This is a genomic window from Polaromonas sp., assembly GCF_029945895.1.
Taxonomy (GTDB): domain Bacteria; phylum Pseudomonadota; class Gammaproteobacteria; order Burkholderiales; family Burkholderiaceae_C; genus Polaromonas.
Genome location: NZ_JAQSDL010000055.1, coordinates 1 through 16,022, shown reverse-complemented (window position 1 = coordinate 16,022; position 16,022 = coordinate 1). Strand labels below are relative to the sequence as shown.

Genomic DNA, 16,022 nt, shown 5'->3' with positions numbered 1-16,022 from the left:
ATGGAATGGTCCCAAATCCTGACCCTGGCCGCGAAAGAGTTTCGCGACCGTTTGCGCAACCGCTGGGTGCTGGCGGTGGCCCTGGTATTTACGGTGTTTTCTTTGGTGATTGCCTACTTTGGCGGCGCCGCCCAGGGCCAGGTGGGCCTGCGCTCCATCGAGTTCACCATCGCCAGCCTGGTCAGCCTGGTGATCTATCTGATCCCGCTGATCGCTTTGCTGCTGGGCTTTGACGCCGTGGTGGGCGAGCGCGAGCGCGGCTCGCTGGACCTGCTGCTGGCCCTTCCCGTCACGCGCCTCGAAGTGCTGCTCGGCAAATACCTGGGTCTGGCCGCGGCCCTGACGCTCTCCACCTTGGCGGGCTTTGGCCTGGTGGCACTGCTGCTGTTCAAGCAGTATGGCTGGGCGGGCTTGCACCACTACGTGGGCTTCATGGTCAGTTCGGTGCTGCTGGGCCTGGCATTTCTGAGTCTGGCGGTATTGATATCGGTGATCGCGCGGGAGCGCACGCGCGCTTCTGGCCTCGCGATTGCGATGTGGTTCTTCTTTGTGCTGGTATTTGACCTGCTGCTGTTGGGCGGACTGGTGGCCACAGGCGGCGCCTACGGTGGTGACGCCTTCGCCTATTTGTTGCTGTTGAATCCGGCGGATGTGTTTCGCATCCTCAACGTGTTTTCACTCGAAGATGTTCGCACCCTGTATGGCCTGGCCAGCATCGTGCCACCCGCCTTGGCCAGGCCCTGGCTGATGGGCTCGGTCATGGTGGCGTGGATTGTTGTGCCGATGGCCCTGGCAAACTGGAGATTCAAACCATGAAGTACACATGTTCCTGCCGCCGTACTGGCGGCGGCGATGCCTGCGGCGGACGCCGCCAATTGCTCGGTCTGGTCGCGCTGACCGCCCTGACGGCACTTGCCGGATGCGGCGAGCGCTCAGGCGGCGCGGGGACGCCGGGGCCTGTAGAGATCGACGCTGCCACCTCCTGCGAGCTGGATGGCATGCTGCTGGCCGACTACCCCGGCCCCAAGGCGCAGATCCGCTACGCCGGCCAGGAAGCGCCAGTCTTCTTCTGCGATACCGTGGAGCTGTTCAACACACTGCTGCGGCCCGAACAGGTACGTAAAGTGGCGGCGGTGTACGTGCAGGACATGGGCAAAGCCGACTGGAACCAGCCACGTGGTAACTGGATCGACGCCAAAAGCGGCTTCTATGTGCTGGGCAGCAAGCGCCATGGCTCGATGGGGCCGACCATCGGCAGCTTCGCCCAGGAGGCTGATGCCAGGAAATTCGTCGAACAATGGGGCGGCAGGCTGCTGCGTTATGACGAGGTCAAACCCGGGATGGTGGACCTGAGCGGCGGCGCGCTGCATGACAGCAAGATGTAGCCATGATGCTGCACAGGCCTGCACTCAGACCGCTGTACTTCGCCGGCCTTGCCGTTGTGGTGCTGCTCGGTGGCCTGCTGCTGGCGCCGTGGCGTTCACAGTCGCCGGGTAACGCCGTGCTGGTTGAAACGGATGAAATTTGTGTGGTTGCGCCGCCCGTGCCCCATGACCCCAATTCGGGGCTGGGCCTGCACGCGCCCCGACCTGTACCCGCCGATGCGCGCTGCCCGGTGTGCGGCATGTACCCGGCGCGCGCGCCCGAGTGGGCGGCGCAGGTCATTTTCGACAATGGCGACACACAGTTTTTCGATTCGCCGCTCTCTTTTTTCACCTATCTTCAGGATGTGGGTCGCTACACCCGTGGCCGCCAGGCCAGTGAAATCGCAGCGAGTTACGTGACTGACGCTAGCAGCGGGGCCTGGATCCGTGCGAAGGACGCGGTCTACGTCAACGGCTCGTCTGCCCTCGGGCCCATGCGCGCCGGCAATCTACCCGCTTTTTCCAGCGCCTCGCTCGCTCGGCGTTTTGTCAACGCACGCGGCGGCGTGTTGCTGGAGGTCGGGCAGATCAGCCCGCAGTTGCTGCAAAACCTCAATGGCGAGCGGCGCCATATCCACGACGACTCGTCTCTCTGAGGTCTGGGGGCGACGCCAGAAAGTCTAGCGAAAGGTAGTGGGGAGTCATGTGGCTTCGCCCCGCCGAAATCAAGCCTGGCATGGCAGGCCTGAGCGGCGGCGCACCGCACGACAGGCGGATGCAGCCGTCAGGCGCCGGCCTTCGGCAGCGCGCTACTTGCGCGCAGGTGGCAGATCGGTGCAACTGCCGTGCGCCACTTCCGCGGCCATGCCCATGCTCTCGCCCAGCGTGGGGTGAGGGTGAATGGTCTTGCCGATATCGACGGCGTCGGCGCCCATTTCAATGGCCAGCGCGATCTCGCCGATCATGTCGCCGGCATGCGTGCCGACGATGCCGCCGCCCAGAATCCTGCCGTGGCCGTGCGCTTCCGGGGAGTCATCAAACAGTAACTTGGTGAAACCTTCGTCGCGGCCGTTGGCAATGGCGCGGCCGGACGCGCTCCACGGGAACAGACCCTTCTTGACCTTGACGCCCTGCGCCTTGGCCTGATCTTCGGTGAGGCCGACCCAGGCGATTTCAGGGTCCGTGTAGGCCACGCTGGGGATCACGCGGGCGTTGAAGGCAGCACTGGCCAGTTCCTTGTTGCCCTGCAGTTCGCCGGCAATCACCTCAGCGGCCACATGGCCCTCGTGCACCGCCTTGTGCGCCAGCATGGGCTGGCCGACGATGTCGCCGATCGCAAAGATGTGCGGCACGTTGGTGCGCATCTGGATGTCCACCGGAACGAACCCGCGGTCGGTGACTGAGACACCGGCCTTGTCAGCGGCGATTTTCTTGCCGTTCGGCGTGCGGCCCACGGCCTGCAACACCAGGTCGTAGGTTTGCGGCGCCGGAGCGCCCTCGCCTTCAAACGTCACCTCAATGCCCTTGGCCGTCGCCTTGGCGCCCACGGTTTTGGTCTTGAGCATGATGTTGTCAAAACGCGGCGCATTCATTTTCTGCCAGACCTTGACGAGGTCGCGGTCGGCGCCCTGCATCAGGCCGTCCATCATTTCCACCACGTCGAGGCGGGCGCCCAGCGTGGAGTACACCGTACCCATCTCCAGGCCAATGATGCCGCCGCCCAGGATCAGCATGCGTTTGGGCACTTCTTTCAGCGCCAGGGCGCCGGTGGAGTCCACCACGCGCGGATCTTCCGGCATGAAGGGCAGGCGCACCGCCTGCGAGCCGGCCGCGATGATGCAGTTTTTGAACGCAATCGTCTGCTTCTTGCCGGTTTTTTCCTGTGCGCCACCGGAGGTTTCTTCCACTTCCACATGGTTGGTGCCGACGAAGGCGCCATAACCGCGAACCACGGTGACCTTGCGCATCTTGGCCATCGCGCCAAGGCCGCCGGTCAGCTTGCCCACGACTTTTTCCTTGTGGGTGCGCAGCTTGGCGATGTCGAGCACGGGCTCACCGAAGCTCACGCCGAGGCTGTCAAAGTGTTTGACCTCGTCCATCACCGCAGCGACATGCAGCAAGGCCTTGGACGGGATGCAGCCGACGTTCAGGCAGACCCCGCCCAGGGTGGCGTAACGCTCGACGATGATGACTTTCAGTCCGAGATCGGCGGCCCGGAAAGCCGCCGAGTAACCGCCGGGGCCGGCGCCCAGCACCAGCAGGTCGCAGTCCAGGTCGGCCTTGCCGCCAAAACTGGCACCGGCTGGCGCGGCTGCAGGGGCTGGCGTTGCTACTTTTTCAGGAGCTGCCGGCGCAGGCGCAGTGGGGGCTGGCGCCTGTTTTTTCTCTAAAACGGGGGCGGCGGCGCCTGCTGAGTCCAGCGTCAGCACGACCGTCCCTTGCTTGACCTTGTCGCCCAGTTGGACCTTGAGCTCCTTCACGACACCGGCGTGGCTGGATGGAATTTCCATCGAGGCCTTGTCGCTTTCCACGGTCAGCAGGCTCTGGTCGGCCGCGATGCTGTCGCCGGGCTTGACCAGCAGTTCGATCACAGTGACCTCGTCGAAGTCCCCGATGTCGGGAACGGTAATGTCTATCAATGCCATGTCTCTTGTCTCCGCTTGATGATCGGCTTACTTTTTCAGCTTGACGGTGAACAGTTCCACCGGGCCACCGGAGTTCTTGTCGAACTCGCAGCCCGCGTGTACGCCGGCCAAGGCCACTTCGCGCGCGGTTTTCGCCTTGCTCCAGGTGGCATGCATGGCCCCCAGTGCGAAGCTGCGCCCCGAACCGATGGCCCAGAACTCCTTGAACTCGAACACCTCACGGTAGCTGTAGAGCCCATAGATGCCGCTGGCGTTGGCAATCAGCGCGCTGAACTGGCTGGACTCGTAAGGGTCGTTGTCGTCTTCCTTGGTCTGCAGGAAAAAGGTGTCTTTCAGCACAGGATGCAGCTTGTGGAAGGTGTCGAACACCTCGTCCTTGCTACCCAGCCGGAGCTGGTCCTTGGGCAGTGCCGCCATGGCCTTGCGCAGCACCGGAAAATGCGCCGCCGTGCCGGCCATGCCGATGTAGCTGCCGCCGGCCGGTGTCTCGACCCTGAAAATTTTCTCGTTGGCCTCGAAGCGGCTGCCCAGGCGCGTATCGCCGAAGGTGATCAGCGCATCGGTGGCAATCACCGCCTGCCCGGCTTTCCTGACAGCAACCAGCGTGGTCATAGCGGCCGCAGCGCGGGGGCACGCTCTTTGCCAACCGGGGCCACGGAGGCGGCTTTGCCGGGCCGCCGGCGCAGCGCCCCCGAGGGGCTGGAGCATGCGGCTCCAAAGCTGCTTGAGCAGGTTTGGACAGGCGACAGAAGCGAAGCCTCTGGCGAGCGGCGGCCTGCAAGGCCTCGCGCAGTACGCGAAGCGACAAGCGTGGGGGTCAAAGCAGAACCCGACGGAAGTCACCCAGGATCTGGCCCAGGTAGGCGTTGAAACGAGCGGCCGAAGCGCCGTCAATGACGCGGTGGTCCCAGCTCAGGGACAGCGGCAGCATCAGGCGCGGCTGGAAGGCCTGGCCGTCCCACACCGGCGCGATGCTCGACTTGCAGACGCCGAGGATGGCAACTTCCGGCGCGTTGATGATGGGCGTGAAATAACGCCCGCCAATGCCGCCGAGCGACGAGATGGTGAAACACGCGCCCTGCATGTCGGCCGGGCTGAGTTTGCCGTCGCGCGCTTTTTTCGCCAGCTCGCCCATCTCCTGCGAGATCTGCACCACGCCCTTCTTGTCGGCGTCCTTGATGACGGGCACAACCAGGCCGTTGGGCGTGTCGGCGGCAAACGCCACGTTGTAGTACTGCTTGAGCACCAGCTGGTCGCCGTCCAGCGAGGCATTGAACTCGGGAAACTTCTTCAGCGCCGCCACCGAGGCCTTGATCAGGAAAGCCAGCATGGTGATCTTGATGCCGGCCTTCTCGTTTTCCTTGTTCATCAGCACGCGGAAGGCTTCCAGCTCGGTGATGTCCGCATCGTCGTGGTTGCAGACGTGCGGAATCATGACCCAGTTGCGGTGCAGGTTGGCGCCGCTGATCTTCTTGATGCGGGACATGTCCTTGCGCTCGACCGGGCCGAACTTCGTGAAGTCCACCTTGGGCCAGGGCAGCAGGTCCAGACCTGCGCCGCCGCCCGATGCTGCAGGCGCCTTGGCCGCCTGCGCCTGGGTGCGTGCTTCGCCGGCCATCACCGCTTTGGTGAAGCCCTGGACATCGTCCAGCGTGATGCGGCCTTTGGGGCCGCTGCCCTTGACCTCACCGAGGGGAACGCCGAGTTCGCGCGCAAATTTGCGCACAGACGGCGAGGCATGCGGCAGGTTGCCGGTGGGTACCGACGGTTCGTGTGCCGGCACGGCCACTGGCGCCGGTGCGCTGGTCCGGCTGGCAGCGGGTGCTGCAGCCGCAGCCGCAGCCGCAGCAGCAGGTGCCGGCGCCGGCGCGGGTGCCGCAGCGGCTGCCGGTGCCGAGGTGCCTTCGAGAATCGCGAGCAGGTCGCCAATGTTGATCTTGTCGCCGAGCTTGACCTTGAGCTCCCGGATCACGCCCGCCACCGACGACGGAATCTCCATCGAGGCCTTGTCGGACTCCACGGTCACCAGCGACTGCTCGGCCTTGACCGTGTCGCCAACCTTGACCAGCACCTCGATGACGGCCACGTCCTTGAAGTCGCCGATGTCCGGCACACGGACCTCGACCGGGCCGGCGGCCGCAGCCGGGGCGGCCGCGGATGCTACTGAAACAGGAGCTGCCGGCGCAGGTGCAGCCTGGGCTGGAGCCTCATTTTGTTCGGAAACTGGCGCTGCAGCAGGCGCAGCGGTTGTAGCCGCGCCCTCGCCTTCGAGCACCAGCACGACCGAGCCCTGCTTGACCTTGTCGCCCAGCTTGACCCGGACTTCCTTGACCACGCCGGACTGGCTGGAGGGAATTTCCATCGAAGCCTTGTCCGATTCGACCGTGATCAGCGACTGCTCCGCCTTGACGGTGTCACCCGGCTTGACCAGCAGCTCGATGACTGTTACTTCGTCAAAGTCCCCGATGTCGGGAACCTGTATGTCTACCAATGCCATGTTCTTGTCTCCAGTTCGTCCGTGTTTTTTTGCGCGTGCTGATCAGGCGGGACCAGGCCCGATCAGGCGTAAAGCGGGTTGACCTTGTCGGCATGGATGCCGTACTTCTTGATGGCCTCGGCGACCTTGGCCACCGGTACGGTACCTTCTTCGCTGAGCGCCTTCAGCGCGGCAATCACGATGTAATGGCGGTTGATCTCGAAGTGCTCGCGCAGCTTGCTGCGGAAATCGCTGCGGCCAAAACCGTCGGTGCCCAGCACCTTGTAGGTACGGCCGCGCGGAATGAAGGAACGGATCTGCTCGGCATAGGCCTTCATGTAGTCGGTCGAGGCAACCACCGGCCCCGCGTGTTTCTCGAGCTGCTGGCTCACGAAGGGAACACGCGGCGTGTCCAGCGGATGCAACAGGTTCCAGCGCTCGGCGTCCTGGCCGTCACGCGTGAGTTCGTTGAAGCTCGGGCAGCTCCAGACGTTGGCGGCGACGCCCCAGTCTTTTTCCAGCAGTTCCTGGGCTGCGATGGACTCGCGCAGGATGGTGCCGGAGCCCAGCAACTGCACGCGCGGCTGGTCCTTGCCCGCCGTGTGGCCACCCTCCTTGAGCAGGTACATGCCCTTGACGATCTGCGCCTCGGTGCCTGGTGTCAGGCCCGGCATCGCGTAGTTTTCGTTGAGCAGCGTGATGTAGTAGAAAACGTTTTCCTGGCGCTCGACCATGCGCCTGAGGCCGTCCTGCATGATCACCGCCACTTCATGGGCATAGGTTGGGTCGTAGCTGACGCAGTTCGGAATGGTGCCGGCCAGGATGTGGCTGTGGCCGTCCTCGTGCTGCAGACCTTCGCCGTTGAGCGTGGTGCGGCCGGAGGTGCCGCCCAGCAGGAAACCACGCGCCTGCATGTCGCCCGCGGCCCAGGCCAGGTCGCCGACGCGCTGGAAGCCGAACATCGAGTAATACACGTAGAACGGGATCATGATCCGGTTGTTCGTGCTGTAGGAGGTGGCAGCGGCGATCCAGCTGCTCATGCCGCCGGCCTCGTTGATGCCTTCCTGCAGGATCTGGCCCTTTTTGTCTTCCTTGTAATACATCACCTGGTCTTTATCGACCGGGGTGTACTTCTGGCCTGCCGGGTTGTAGATACCGATCTGGCGGAACAGCCCTTCCATGCCGAACGTGCGGGCTTCATCCACCAGGATGGGCACCACGCGCGCGCCCAGCGCCTGGTCGCGCAGCAACTGCGTGAGAAAACGCACATAGGCCTGGGTGGTGGAAATTTCGCGGCCTTCCGGCGTCGGCTCGATCACCGACTTGAAGGTCTCCAGCGACGGCGCCGTGAAGCTCTCGTCGGCCTTGGTCCGGCGGTGCGGCAGGTAGCCGCCGAGGGCCTTGCGGCGCTCGTGCAGGTACTTCATTTCAGGCGTGTCGTCGGCCGGCTTGTAGAACGGGACGTCCGCCAGCTGGCTGTCGGGAATCGGGATGTTGAAGCGGTCGCGGAAGGCCTTGATGTCCTCGTCGGACAGCTTCTTGGTCTGGTGGACGTTGTTCTTGCCTTCGCCGATCTTGCCCATGCCAAAACCCTTGACGGTCTTGATCAGCAGCACGGTCGGCTGGCCGGTGTGGTTGACCGCCTTGTGAAACGCCGCATAGACTTTTTTCGAATCGTGGCCGCCGCGGCGCAGGTCGAAGACTTCCTCGTCGCTCATCTTGGAGACCATCTCCAGCGTTTCGGGGTTCTGGCCGAAGAAATGCTTGCGCACATAGGCACCGTCGTTGGCCTTCATGGCCTGATAGTCGCCGTCGGGCGTGTCCATCATGACCTTGCGCAGCGCGCCGTTCTTGTCGCGCGCCAGCAGCGGATCCCAGTTGCTGCCCCAGATCAGCTTGATCACGTTCCAGCCCGAACCGCGGAACTCGCCCTCGAGCTCCTGGATGATCTTGCCGTTGCCGCGCACCGGGCCGTCCAGGCGCTGCAAATTGCAGTTGATGACAAAGATGAGGTTGTCGAGGTTCTCGCGTGCGGCCAGGCTGATGGCGCCCAGCGACTCGACCTCATCCATCTCGCCGTCGCCGCAGAACACCCAGACCTTGCGGTTCTCGGTGTTGGCAATGCCGCGGGCATGCAGGTACTTGAGGAAACGCGCCTGGTAAATCGCCATCAGCGGGCCCAGGCCCATGGAGACGGTGGGAAACTGCCAGAACTGGGGCATCAGCTTGGGGTGCGGATAACTCGACAGGCCTTTCCCATCGACCTCCTGGCGGAAGTTCAGCAACTGCTCTTCGGTCAGCCGCCCTTCCAGGTAGGCGCGGGCATACACACCCGGCGACACATGGCCCTGGATGTAGAGGCAGTCGCCGCCGTGCTCCTTGCCGGGTTCGGCGCTCTCGGCGTGCCAGAAATGGTTGAAGCCGGCGCCGAACAGGCTGGCCAGCGATGCGAACGAGCCAATGTGGCCGCCCAGGTCGCCACCGTCAGCCGGGTGCAGGCGGTTGGCCTTGACGACCATGGCCATCGCGTTCCAGCGCATGTAGGCGCGCAGGCGCTGCTCGATCAGGAGGTTGCCGGGAGAAGGCACCTCGTCGCTGGGTTCGATGGTGTTGACATATCCGGTGGTGGCGGAGAACGGCGTGTCGATGCCCTCCTGGCGCGCCTGCTCCAGCAACTGCTCCAGCAGGAAGTGGGCCCGTGCGCGGCCCTCGTCGTTGCTCGGGCTGTTGGCAATGACGGCACTCAGCGCGTCAATCCATTCGCGGGTCTCCTGGGCGTCCTTGTCCTGGACCTCGTTGGCAGCCTTGCCCAATGTATCGGCACGTGCCTGTTCCGGATTTGCAGCCATGGTTTTGTCTCCTGCTGGGCGCTAGATTCCTAGCTGTTGATTTGGTGACGTCAACATCACGTTAACGCAATTTGGATTCCAGGCTGCAGTTTCCCACAATTATTCAGATTTTTCAAATAGTGCTTCTTGTTTTCGTATTATGATATTTTATACCCGGGGACAGGCAGGCCCGGCAAACTTGCAAGCGCAGCCCCGCAACCCGCCCCCTCGCCATGGAGTGGGTGAGCCGCGGTCGCAGGGGGAAGTCCCGTAAACTCGACATCCCGCCATGAACGAGCCCACCCCCTCCACTTTTGACGCCCCTGCGGGCAGCGCGCCGCTGACCCGCTGGCGCCGCTGGTGGCGCAAACAATCGCCGACCCGCCAGGACCGCTTTGTCACGCTCGGCCCTTTGCTGGCGGTGATGCTTTTCCTGGCTGCGGTGATTGCCGCATTTGCCTACCTGCGCATCGAGGAAATCGACCGCGAGCAGCAGGCCGTCAAGCGCGATGTGGAATACGCGCAGCAACGGCTGCGGCTGCGCCTGCTGGAGCGCCAGGAGCAGCTGATGCGGCTGGGGCGCGACGTGTCCAACAAGGACGTGGACAGCGCGGAGTTCATTTCGCAGGCCGAATCGCTGGTCAACCAGTACCCCGAACTGCTGGCCGTGACCTGGATTGACGCGCGCCGCCGGGTCCGCTCTTCCTATGTTTCGCCGAGCGCCAATGCGTCACAGCAGCAGGCGCCCGGTGAACAGCTCAAACGCGGGGAAACCGAAAGCACCTTCGGGCTGGCGCGCGATTTGCGGCAACCGGTCTATTCGCGCCCGCTGACCGTCAAGGATGATGCGAGCTACAACGCTCCCAGCCTGCAGCTGCAGGTGCCGCTCGACGACCAGGGCAAGTTCGACGGCGTCATCATGGGCGAATACTCCATCGACGGCCTGCTGCGCTTTGGCGTGCCCAACGAAGTGACCGCCAAATATGCGGTGGCCCTGCTCGACGACCAGGGCAAGGTGCTGGCCGGCAACCTGCCCCCGCCCAGAAACACGGCGGCCAAGCTGCTGCCGATGTCCGACGAGGCGCAGGAGTACGAAATCCCGGTGTCACCGGTCGGCAACGGCCTGCTGATCAAGGCCCAGGGCTACCGGGCCTCGCTGGGGGTGGTCGGCAGCGGTTTCTTCTGGCTCGTCAGTGCCCTGAGCGCGCTCACCGTCTGGATGCTGCTGGGCACCTGGCGCCACACGCGCCGGCGCGTACAGGCGCAGGAAGCGCTGATCTCGGAGACCAACTTCCGCCGCGCCATGGAAAACTCCATGCTGACCGGCATGCGCGCGCTGGACCTGCAGGGGCGCATCACCTACGTCAACCCCGCCTTTTGCCAGATGACGGGCTGGAGCGAAGGTGAGCTGGTGGGCAGGACTGCACCCTTTCCTTACTGGCCGGACCAGGACCGAGAGATCCTGGCGGCCCGGCTTGATGATGAGTTGCACGGCCGCACCATTCCCGGCGGCTTCCACGTACGCGTCAAGCGCAAGGATGGCGCGCTGTTTGACGCCAGGATGTACACCTCGCCGCTGATCGACCCGCGCGGTCAGCAAACCGGCTGGATGACGTCGATGACCGACATCACCGAACCCAATCGCATCCGCGAGGAGCTGTCCGCGTCGTACGAACGCTTCACCACGGTGCTCGAAGGGCTGGACGCAGCGGTGTCGGTGGCGCCGCTGGGCAGCGAAGAGCTGCTGTTTGCCAACAAGCTCTACCGCGCCTGGTTCGGCGGCGAAGTCGCCGGCCACATGAACCTGATTGCGCAGGCCGGCGTTCCGGCGGTGGCGCCGACGGACGACACCCTGGACGCGGTGGACGGCCTGGCGGGCTTTCCGACCGACACCCTCACTGCGGCCCAGACCGAGAACGCCGAGATTTTTGTGCCCGAGCTCGGCAAATGGCTGGAGGTGCGCTCGCGCTACCTGACCTGGGTGGACGGTCGCCTCGCGCAGATGGTGATTGCCACCGACATCACGCCGCGCCGCCATGCCGAAGCGCAGGCCGCACTGCAGGCCGAGCGGGCCCAGGCGGCCAGCCGCCTGATCACCATGGGCGAGATGGCGTCGAGCGTCGCCCACGAACTCAACCAGCCGCTGACCGCCATCAACAACTATTGCAACGGCATGGTTTCGCGCATCAAGGGACAGCAGATCAACAACGAGGACCTGCTGGTGGCGCTGGAAAAAACCGCCAGGCAGGCGCATCGCGCCGGCCAGATCATCCAGCGCATACGTTCCTTCGTCAAACGCAGTGAACCGAACCGAAGCCCGGCCGACGTGGCCACCATGGTCAGCAATGCGATGGAGCTGGCCGACATCGAACTGCGCCGCCACAACGTGCGGCTCAGCCACTACATCGCGGCGCGCCTGCCGCCGGTGATGGTGGACCCCATCCTGATCGAGCAGGTGCTGATCAACCTGATGAAAAACGGTGCCGAGTCGATCGCGCAGGCGCAGCGCCCCACTGCGCGGCGCAGTGTGGAGTTGCGCGTGGTGCCCAAGACCATCAACGAGCAGAACGTGATCGAGTTCTCGGTGCTGGATTCGGGCAAGGGCCTGTCGCCCGAAGTCATGGGCCGGCTCTACGAAGCCTTCTACTCGACCAAGGCCGAAGGCATGGGCATCGGGCTGAAGCTGTGCCGCAGCATTGTGGAGTCGCACCAGGGCAGAATGCAGGCCGAGAACCTCTACAATGGCGACGAGGTGGTGGGGTGCCGGTTTACCTTCTGGATTCCCGTGACACCCCTGCTCTCGCCGGCTCCGGCTGCCGCAGAAGCGCCCGTCGCACCGACGGGCATGTCCTGACAGGGTTCTGAAACCGTTTACGTAAAGGTCTGGCATGAGCTTGATTCCGAAAAAAGGTACCGTCTATGTCGTCGATGACGACGAGGGTGTGCGCGACTCGCTCCAGTGGCTGCTTGAAGGCAAGGACTACCGCGTTCGCTGTTACGACTCTGCGGAAACCTTTCTGAGCCGCTACGACCCGCGCGAGGTCGCCTGCCTGATCGTCGACATCCGCATGGGCGGCATGACTGGCCTGGAGCTACAGGACCGCCTGGTCGAACGCAAGTCACCCCTGCCCATCGTCTTCATCACCGGCCACGGCGACGTGCCCATGGCGGTCGACACCATGAAAAAAGGGGCGATGGACTTCATCCAGAAGCCCTTCCAGGAAGAAGCCCTGGTCAGCCTGGTCGAACGCATGCTGGACCAGGCCAAGGAAGCCTTCAGCGAACACCAGCAGTCCGCCAGCCGCGACGCCCTGCTGGCCAAGCTCACCTCGCGCGAAGCCCAGGTGCTCGAACGCATCGTGGCCGGCCGCCTGAACAAGCAGATCGCCGACGATCTGGGCATCAGCATCAAGACGGTGGAGGCGCACCGCGCCAACATCATGGAAAAGCTCAATGCCAACACAGTGGCCGATCTGCTGAAAATCGCCCTGGGTTCCAGCGCACCCAAGGCCTGAGCAGTAAATTCACTGCTATTTTTTTTATAGCTGACAGCGCCCGTGGTTCAAGGACTGGCGGGCGTTTTTACTTGAAAACCAGAAACCATGACCGCTCACATCATTGATGGCATCGCCCTGTCCAGACAACTGCGCGCCGACGTCGCGCTACGCGCCGCCGCGCTGCGCGCGCGCGGTGTGGTGCCAGGCCTGGCAGTGATACTGGTCGGCGAGAATCCGGCCAGCCAGGTGTATGTGCGCAACAAGGTCAAGGCCTGCGAGGACAGCGGCCTGCATTCGGTGCTGGAGCGTTACCCGGCCACGCTGGGCGAAGCCGAACTGCTGGCACGCGTGGAGGCCCTGAACCGCGACCCGGCCATCCACGGCATCCTGGTCCAGCTACCCCTGCCCGCCCACATTGATGCGCACAAGGTGATCGAGGCGATTTCACCCGCCAAGGACGTCGATGGGTTCCACGTGGCCAGCGCCGGCGCCCTGATGGTCGGCCAGCCCGGCTTCTGGCCCTGCACCCCTTACGGCTGCATGAAGATGCTCGAGAGCATCGGCTACGACCTGAAGGGCAAACATGCGGTGGTGATAGGCCGCAGCAACATCGTCGGCAAACCGATGGCCTTGATGCTGCTGCAAAAAAATGCCACGGTCACGGTCTGCCACAGCGGCACTCAAAACCTCAAGGCGATGACGCTTCAGGCCGACGTGGTGGTCGCCGCCGTGGGCAAGCGCAATGTGCTGACGGCCGACATGGTCAAACCTGGCGCGGTGGTGATTGACGTCGGCATGAACCGCAATGACGAAGGCAAGCTCTGCGGCGACGTGGATTTCGACGGCGTGAAGGAAGTCGCCGGCTGGATCACCCCCGTGCCGGGCGGTGTGGGCCCGATGACCATCACGATGTTGCTGGTCAATACCCTCGAGGCGGCGGAGATGGCCCCCACGGTCGCTCACTCCGCGTAGGTCCCTGCGCCGGCGGACTGGCACAGCCAGATCCGCGGTCGCAGCTGGACTGCCCCCACGTTCGCTCGCTGCGCGTAGCTCTCTGCCCCCCGAGGGGGCGCTGCGCCGGCGGACTGGCAAAGCCAGATCCGCGGCCCCTGCCTGTAAAGAAAACAGTACGCCGCTGGCTACGCGGCGCCAGCCGTCGTCGAACGGCTCAGGCACCAAAGCGTCCAGCCTGCTGCCAGCCATTGCGCCAGGTACATGGCGCTGCCCAGGCCGTGCCAGAACTTGAGGTTGCCGCCGTCGGCGCGGGCGTTGACGATGTTAGGCGCCACGCCGAATTCGACAAGCACCGCCAGCAGCAGCCCGGCCACTACATATTTCATAGCAGCCTGCGCCGACGGCGAAAGGGCTACAGCTTCTTTTCCCTTGAGAAACAGCAGCAGGAAAAAGGCGCAGGCAATACTCAGCCAGGTTTGGGCGGTGAACAGTTTGGCGGCCATGGCGCCGGCCGCCGCCGGGCTGGGCATGTGCATGAACAGCAGGGGCACCACCAGAAAACCCAGCGTGCTCAGGCTGCCCCACCACAGGGCGGCCAGCAGGATGCTGATGCGTCGCGCCTTCATGATGGAGTCGAGGGAAACCACCACCGCGCCGCGAAGGGCCGCCCCGAGCAAGCGACGGCCCCCTCGGGAGGCAGGAAGCTACACGCAGTGAGCGACCGTGGGGGCATCAGATATACATCACCGCAATGATTTCATAACGTTTGATGCCGCCGGGCGCCTGCACCTCCGCGGTGTCGCCCTCGTCCTTGCCGATCAGCGCACGGGCAATCGGCGAGCTGATGTTGACCAGGCCCAGCTTGATGTCGGCCTCGTCCTCGCCGACGATCTGGTAGGTCACCTTGTCACCGGAGTCCTCGTCCTGCAGCTCGATGGTGGAGCCGAACACCACCTTGCCGCCGGCATCCACCTCGGACGGATCGATGATCTGCGCGGCCGACAGCTTGCCTTCAATTTCCTGGATGCGGCCTTCGATGAAGCCCTGGCGGTCCTTGGCGGCGTCGTACTCGGCGTTTTCGCTGAGATCGCCCTGGGCCCGCGCTTCGGAAATCGAGTTGATCACCCAGGGGCGATCCACGGTCTTGAGCTGGTGCAGTTCGGCCTTGAGCTTCTCCGCGCCCTTTTTTGTAATCGGAATGGTTGCCATGGTTTGAGTCCTCCAAAAGCGAAACCGCCACCAGTCACCTGGCGGCGGCGTCATCACATGTTGTCTTGATACGAGTTTAATGCAAATGCCCAGGCGCGGGCTCGGTAGTTGTCCCGAGCTCAGGCCAGCTGGGCATGCAGTTCCTGGACCGAATATACCGTCAGGTTGTCCAGGTATTTCATGCCCTCCACCGCCGCTTCGGCGCCGGCGATGGTGGTGTAGGTGGTGACCCGGGCCAGCAGCGCCGAGGTGCGGATCTGCCGCGAGTCGGCAATCGCATTGCGGCGCTCTTCCACCGTGTTGATGACCAGCGCAATCTCGTTGTTCTTGATCATGTCCACCACGTGCGGCCGGCCCTCGGTGACCTTGTTGACCACGCCACAAGGGATGCCGGCCGCATTGATGGCAGCGGCCGTGCCCTTGGTGGCGACGATCTCGAACTTGAGCGCCGCCAGCGCACGCGCCACTTCCACGGCGCGCGGCTTGTCGTTGTTCTTGACGGTCATGAACACCTTGCCGGAGGTCGGCAGTTTGGTGCCGGCACCCAGCTGCGACTTCACAAAGGCCTCGCCAAAGGTCTTGCCGACGCCCATCACCTCGCCGGTGGACTTCATCTCGGGGCCGAGAATGGTGTCCACGCCGGGAAACTTGACGAAGGGGAACACCGCTTCCTTGACGCTGAAATAAGGCGGCGTCACCTCCTTGCTGATGCCTTGCGAGGCCAGCGACTGCCCCACCATGCAGCGCGCCGCGACTTTGGCCAGCTGGATGCCGGTGGCCTTGCTGACGAAGGGCACGGTACGGGATGCGCGCGGATTCACTTCCAGAACGTAGATCACGTCCTTGCCATCCACATGCTGGATCGCGAACTGCACGTTCATGAGACCCACCACGTTCAGGGCCCGGGCCATGGCGGCGGTCTGGCGCTTGATCTCGGTCACCGTTTCCGCGCTCAGCGAATACGGCGGCAGCGAACAGGCCGAGTCGCCGCTGTGCACGCCGGCCTGCTCGATGTGTTCCATCACGCCGCCGATGAAGGTCACGCCTTC

At 64.0% G+C, this 16,022-nt stretch carries 12 protein-coding genes and 1 pseudogene; 6 read left to right on the top strand and 7 right to left on the bottom strand.

Translation table 11 applies throughout. The annotated features are described in order from the left end of the window. Genes PSV33_RS07390 through PSV33_RS07380 form a run of 3 tightly spaced genes read left to right on the top strand, consistent with a single transcriptional unit; the run spans position 1 to position 2,020 of the window. On the top strand, positions 1-816 hold the full coding sequence (locus PSV33_RS07390) for an ABC transporter permease subunit (protein ID WP_300560255.1): 816 nt from the start codon (positions 1-3) through the stop codon (positions 814-816). Further along, the gene (locus PSV33_RS07385; protein ID WP_300560253.1) at positions 813-1,385 is read left to right on the top strand and encodes a nitrous oxide reductase accessory protein NosL; all 573 of its coding nucleotides are present in this window, start codon (positions 813-815) and stop codon (positions 1,383-1,385) included. The genes PSV33_RS07390 and PSV33_RS07385 overlap by 4 nt, the downstream gene beginning before the upstream one ends. Before the next feature lie 2 nt (positions 1,386-1,387). Continuing rightward, positions 1,388-2,020: a nitrous oxide reductase accessory protein NosL gene (locus PSV33_RS07380; RefSeq protein WP_300560252.1), complete on the top strand. Its 633-nt coding sequence runs from the start codon at positions 1,388-1,390 to the stop codon at positions 2,018-2,020. Between the two features lie 153 nt (positions 2,021-2,173). On the opposite strand, the gene lpdA is transcribed toward PSV33_RS07380, so the two are convergent. The 4 genes from lpdA to aceE all read right to left on the bottom strand — a co-directional run bounded on the left by lpdA (position 2,174) and on the right by aceE (position 9,334). Further along, the gene (gene lpdA, locus PSV33_RS07375) at positions 2,174-4,009 is read right to left on the bottom strand and encodes a dihydrolipoyl dehydrogenase (RefSeq protein ID WP_300560251.1); all 1,836 of its coding nucleotides are present in this window, start codon (positions 4,007-4,009) and stop codon (positions 2,174-2,176) included. A 27-nt stretch (positions 4,010-4,036) separates the two neighbouring features. Further along, positions 4,037-4,621: an MFS transporter gene (locus PSV33_RS07370; protein WP_300560250.1), complete on the bottom strand. Its 585-nt coding sequence runs from the start codon at positions 4,619-4,621 to the stop codon at positions 4,037-4,039. A 205-nt stretch (positions 4,622-4,826) separates the two neighbouring features. Beyond that, a complete protein-coding gene (gene aceF / locus PSV33_RS07365; RefSeq protein ID WP_300560249.1) occupies positions 4,827-6,506 on the bottom strand; it encodes a dihydrolipoyllysine-residue acetyltransferase in 1,680 nt (559 codons plus the stop codon). A gap of 62 nt (positions 6,507-6,568) precedes the next feature. Further along, complete coding sequence (gene aceE / locus PSV33_RS07360; RefSeq protein ID WP_300560248.1) at positions 6,569-9,334, bottom strand: pyruvate dehydrogenase (acetyl-transferring), homodimeric type; 2,766 nt, start codon at positions 9,332-9,334, stop codon at positions 6,569-6,571. A 268-nt stretch (positions 9,335-9,602) separates the two neighbouring features. On the opposite strand from aceE, the gene PSV33_RS07355 reads away from it, so the two are divergent. The 3 genes from PSV33_RS07355 to folD all read left to right on the top strand — a co-directional run bounded on the left by PSV33_RS07355 (position 9,603) and on the right by folD (position 13,782). Then, the gene (locus PSV33_RS07355) at positions 9,603-12,167 is read left to right on the top strand and encodes a PAS domain S-box protein (RefSeq protein WP_300560246.1); all 2,565 of its coding nucleotides are present in this window, start codon (positions 9,603-9,605) and stop codon (positions 12,165-12,167) included. A gap of 34 nt (positions 12,168-12,201) precedes the next feature. Beyond that, the gene (locus PSV33_RS07350; protein ID WP_300560245.1) at positions 12,202-12,828 is read left to right on the top strand and encodes a response regulator transcription factor; all 627 of its coding nucleotides are present in this window, start codon (positions 12,202-12,204) and stop codon (positions 12,826-12,828) included. A gap of 87 nt (positions 12,829-12,915) precedes the next feature. Beyond that, positions 12,916-13,782, top strand: a complete 867-nt coding sequence (folD, locus tag PSV33_RS07345) for a bifunctional methylenetetrahydrofolate dehydrogenase/methenyltetrahydrofolate cyclohydrolase FolD (protein ID WP_300560244.1) — start codon at positions 12,916-12,918, stop codon at positions 13,780-13,782. Between the two features lie 167 nt (positions 13,783-13,949). Here folD and PSV33_RS07340 read toward each other — a convergent pair whose 3' ends face one another. The 3 genes and pseudogenes from PSV33_RS07340 to carB form a co-directional block, all read right to left on the bottom strand. Next, entirely contained in the window at positions 13,950-14,390 is a 441-nt protein-coding gene (locus PSV33_RS07340) for a DUF4149 domain-containing protein (protein WP_300560272.1), read from the bottom strand. A gap of 106 nt (positions 14,391-14,496) precedes the next feature. Then, the gene (gene greA, locus PSV33_RS07335; protein WP_293592237.1) at positions 14,497-14,973 is read right to left on the bottom strand and encodes a transcription elongation factor GreA; all 477 of its coding nucleotides are present in this window, start codon (positions 14,971-14,973) and stop codon (positions 14,497-14,499) included. A 119-nt stretch (positions 14,974-15,092) separates the two neighbouring features. Then, positions 15,093-16,022 (bottom strand): annotated as a pseudogene (gene carB, locus PSV33_RS07330) (carbamoyl phosphate synthase large subunit); the annotation flags it as partial.

Bases quoted from the DNA above. Each gene is read 5' to 3' on its own strand.
- PSV33_RS07390 (WP_300560255.1), top strand. From the start codon at position 1: ATGGAATGGTCCCAAATCCTGACCCTGGCCGCGAAAGAGTTTCGCGAC.
- PSV33_RS07385 (WP_300560253.1), top strand. From the start codon at position 813: ATGAAGTACACATGTTCCTGCCGCCGTACTGGCGGCGGCGATGCCTGC.
- PSV33_RS07380 (WP_300560252.1), top strand. From the start codon at position 1,388: ATGATGCTGCACAGGCCTGCACTCAGACCGCTGTACTTCGCCGGCCTT.
- lpdA (WP_300560251.1), bottom strand. From the start codon at position 4,009: ATGGCATTGATAGACATTACCGTTCCCGACATCGGGGACTTCGACGAG.
- PSV33_RS07370 (WP_300560250.1), bottom strand. From the start codon at position 4,621: ATGACCACGCTGGTTGCTGTCAGGAAAGCCGGGCAGGCGGTGATTGCC.
- aceF (WP_300560249.1), bottom strand. From the start codon at position 6,506: ATGGCATTGGTAGACATACAGGTTCCCGACATCGGGGACTTTGACGAA.
- aceE (WP_300560248.1), bottom strand. From the start codon at position 9,334: ATGGCTGCAAATCCGGAACAGGCACGTGCCGATACATTGGGCAAGGCT.
- PSV33_RS07355 (WP_300560246.1), top strand. From the start codon at position 9,603: ATGAACGAGCCCACCCCCTCCACTTTTGACGCCCCTGCGGGCAGCGCG.
- PSV33_RS07350 (WP_300560245.1), top strand. From the start codon at position 12,202: ATGAGCTTGATTCCGAAAAAAGGTACCGTCTATGTCGTCGATGACGAC.
- folD (WP_300560244.1), top strand. From the start codon at position 12,916: ATGACCGCTCACATCATTGATGGCATCGCCCTGTCCAGACAACTGCGC.
- PSV33_RS07340 (WP_300560272.1), bottom strand. From the start codon at position 14,390: ATGAAGGCGCGACGCATCAGCATCCTGCTGGCCGCCCTGTGGTGGGGC.
- greA (WP_293592237.1), bottom strand. From the start codon at position 14,973: ATGGCAACCATTCCGATTACAAAAAAGGGCGCGGAGAAGCTCAAGGCC.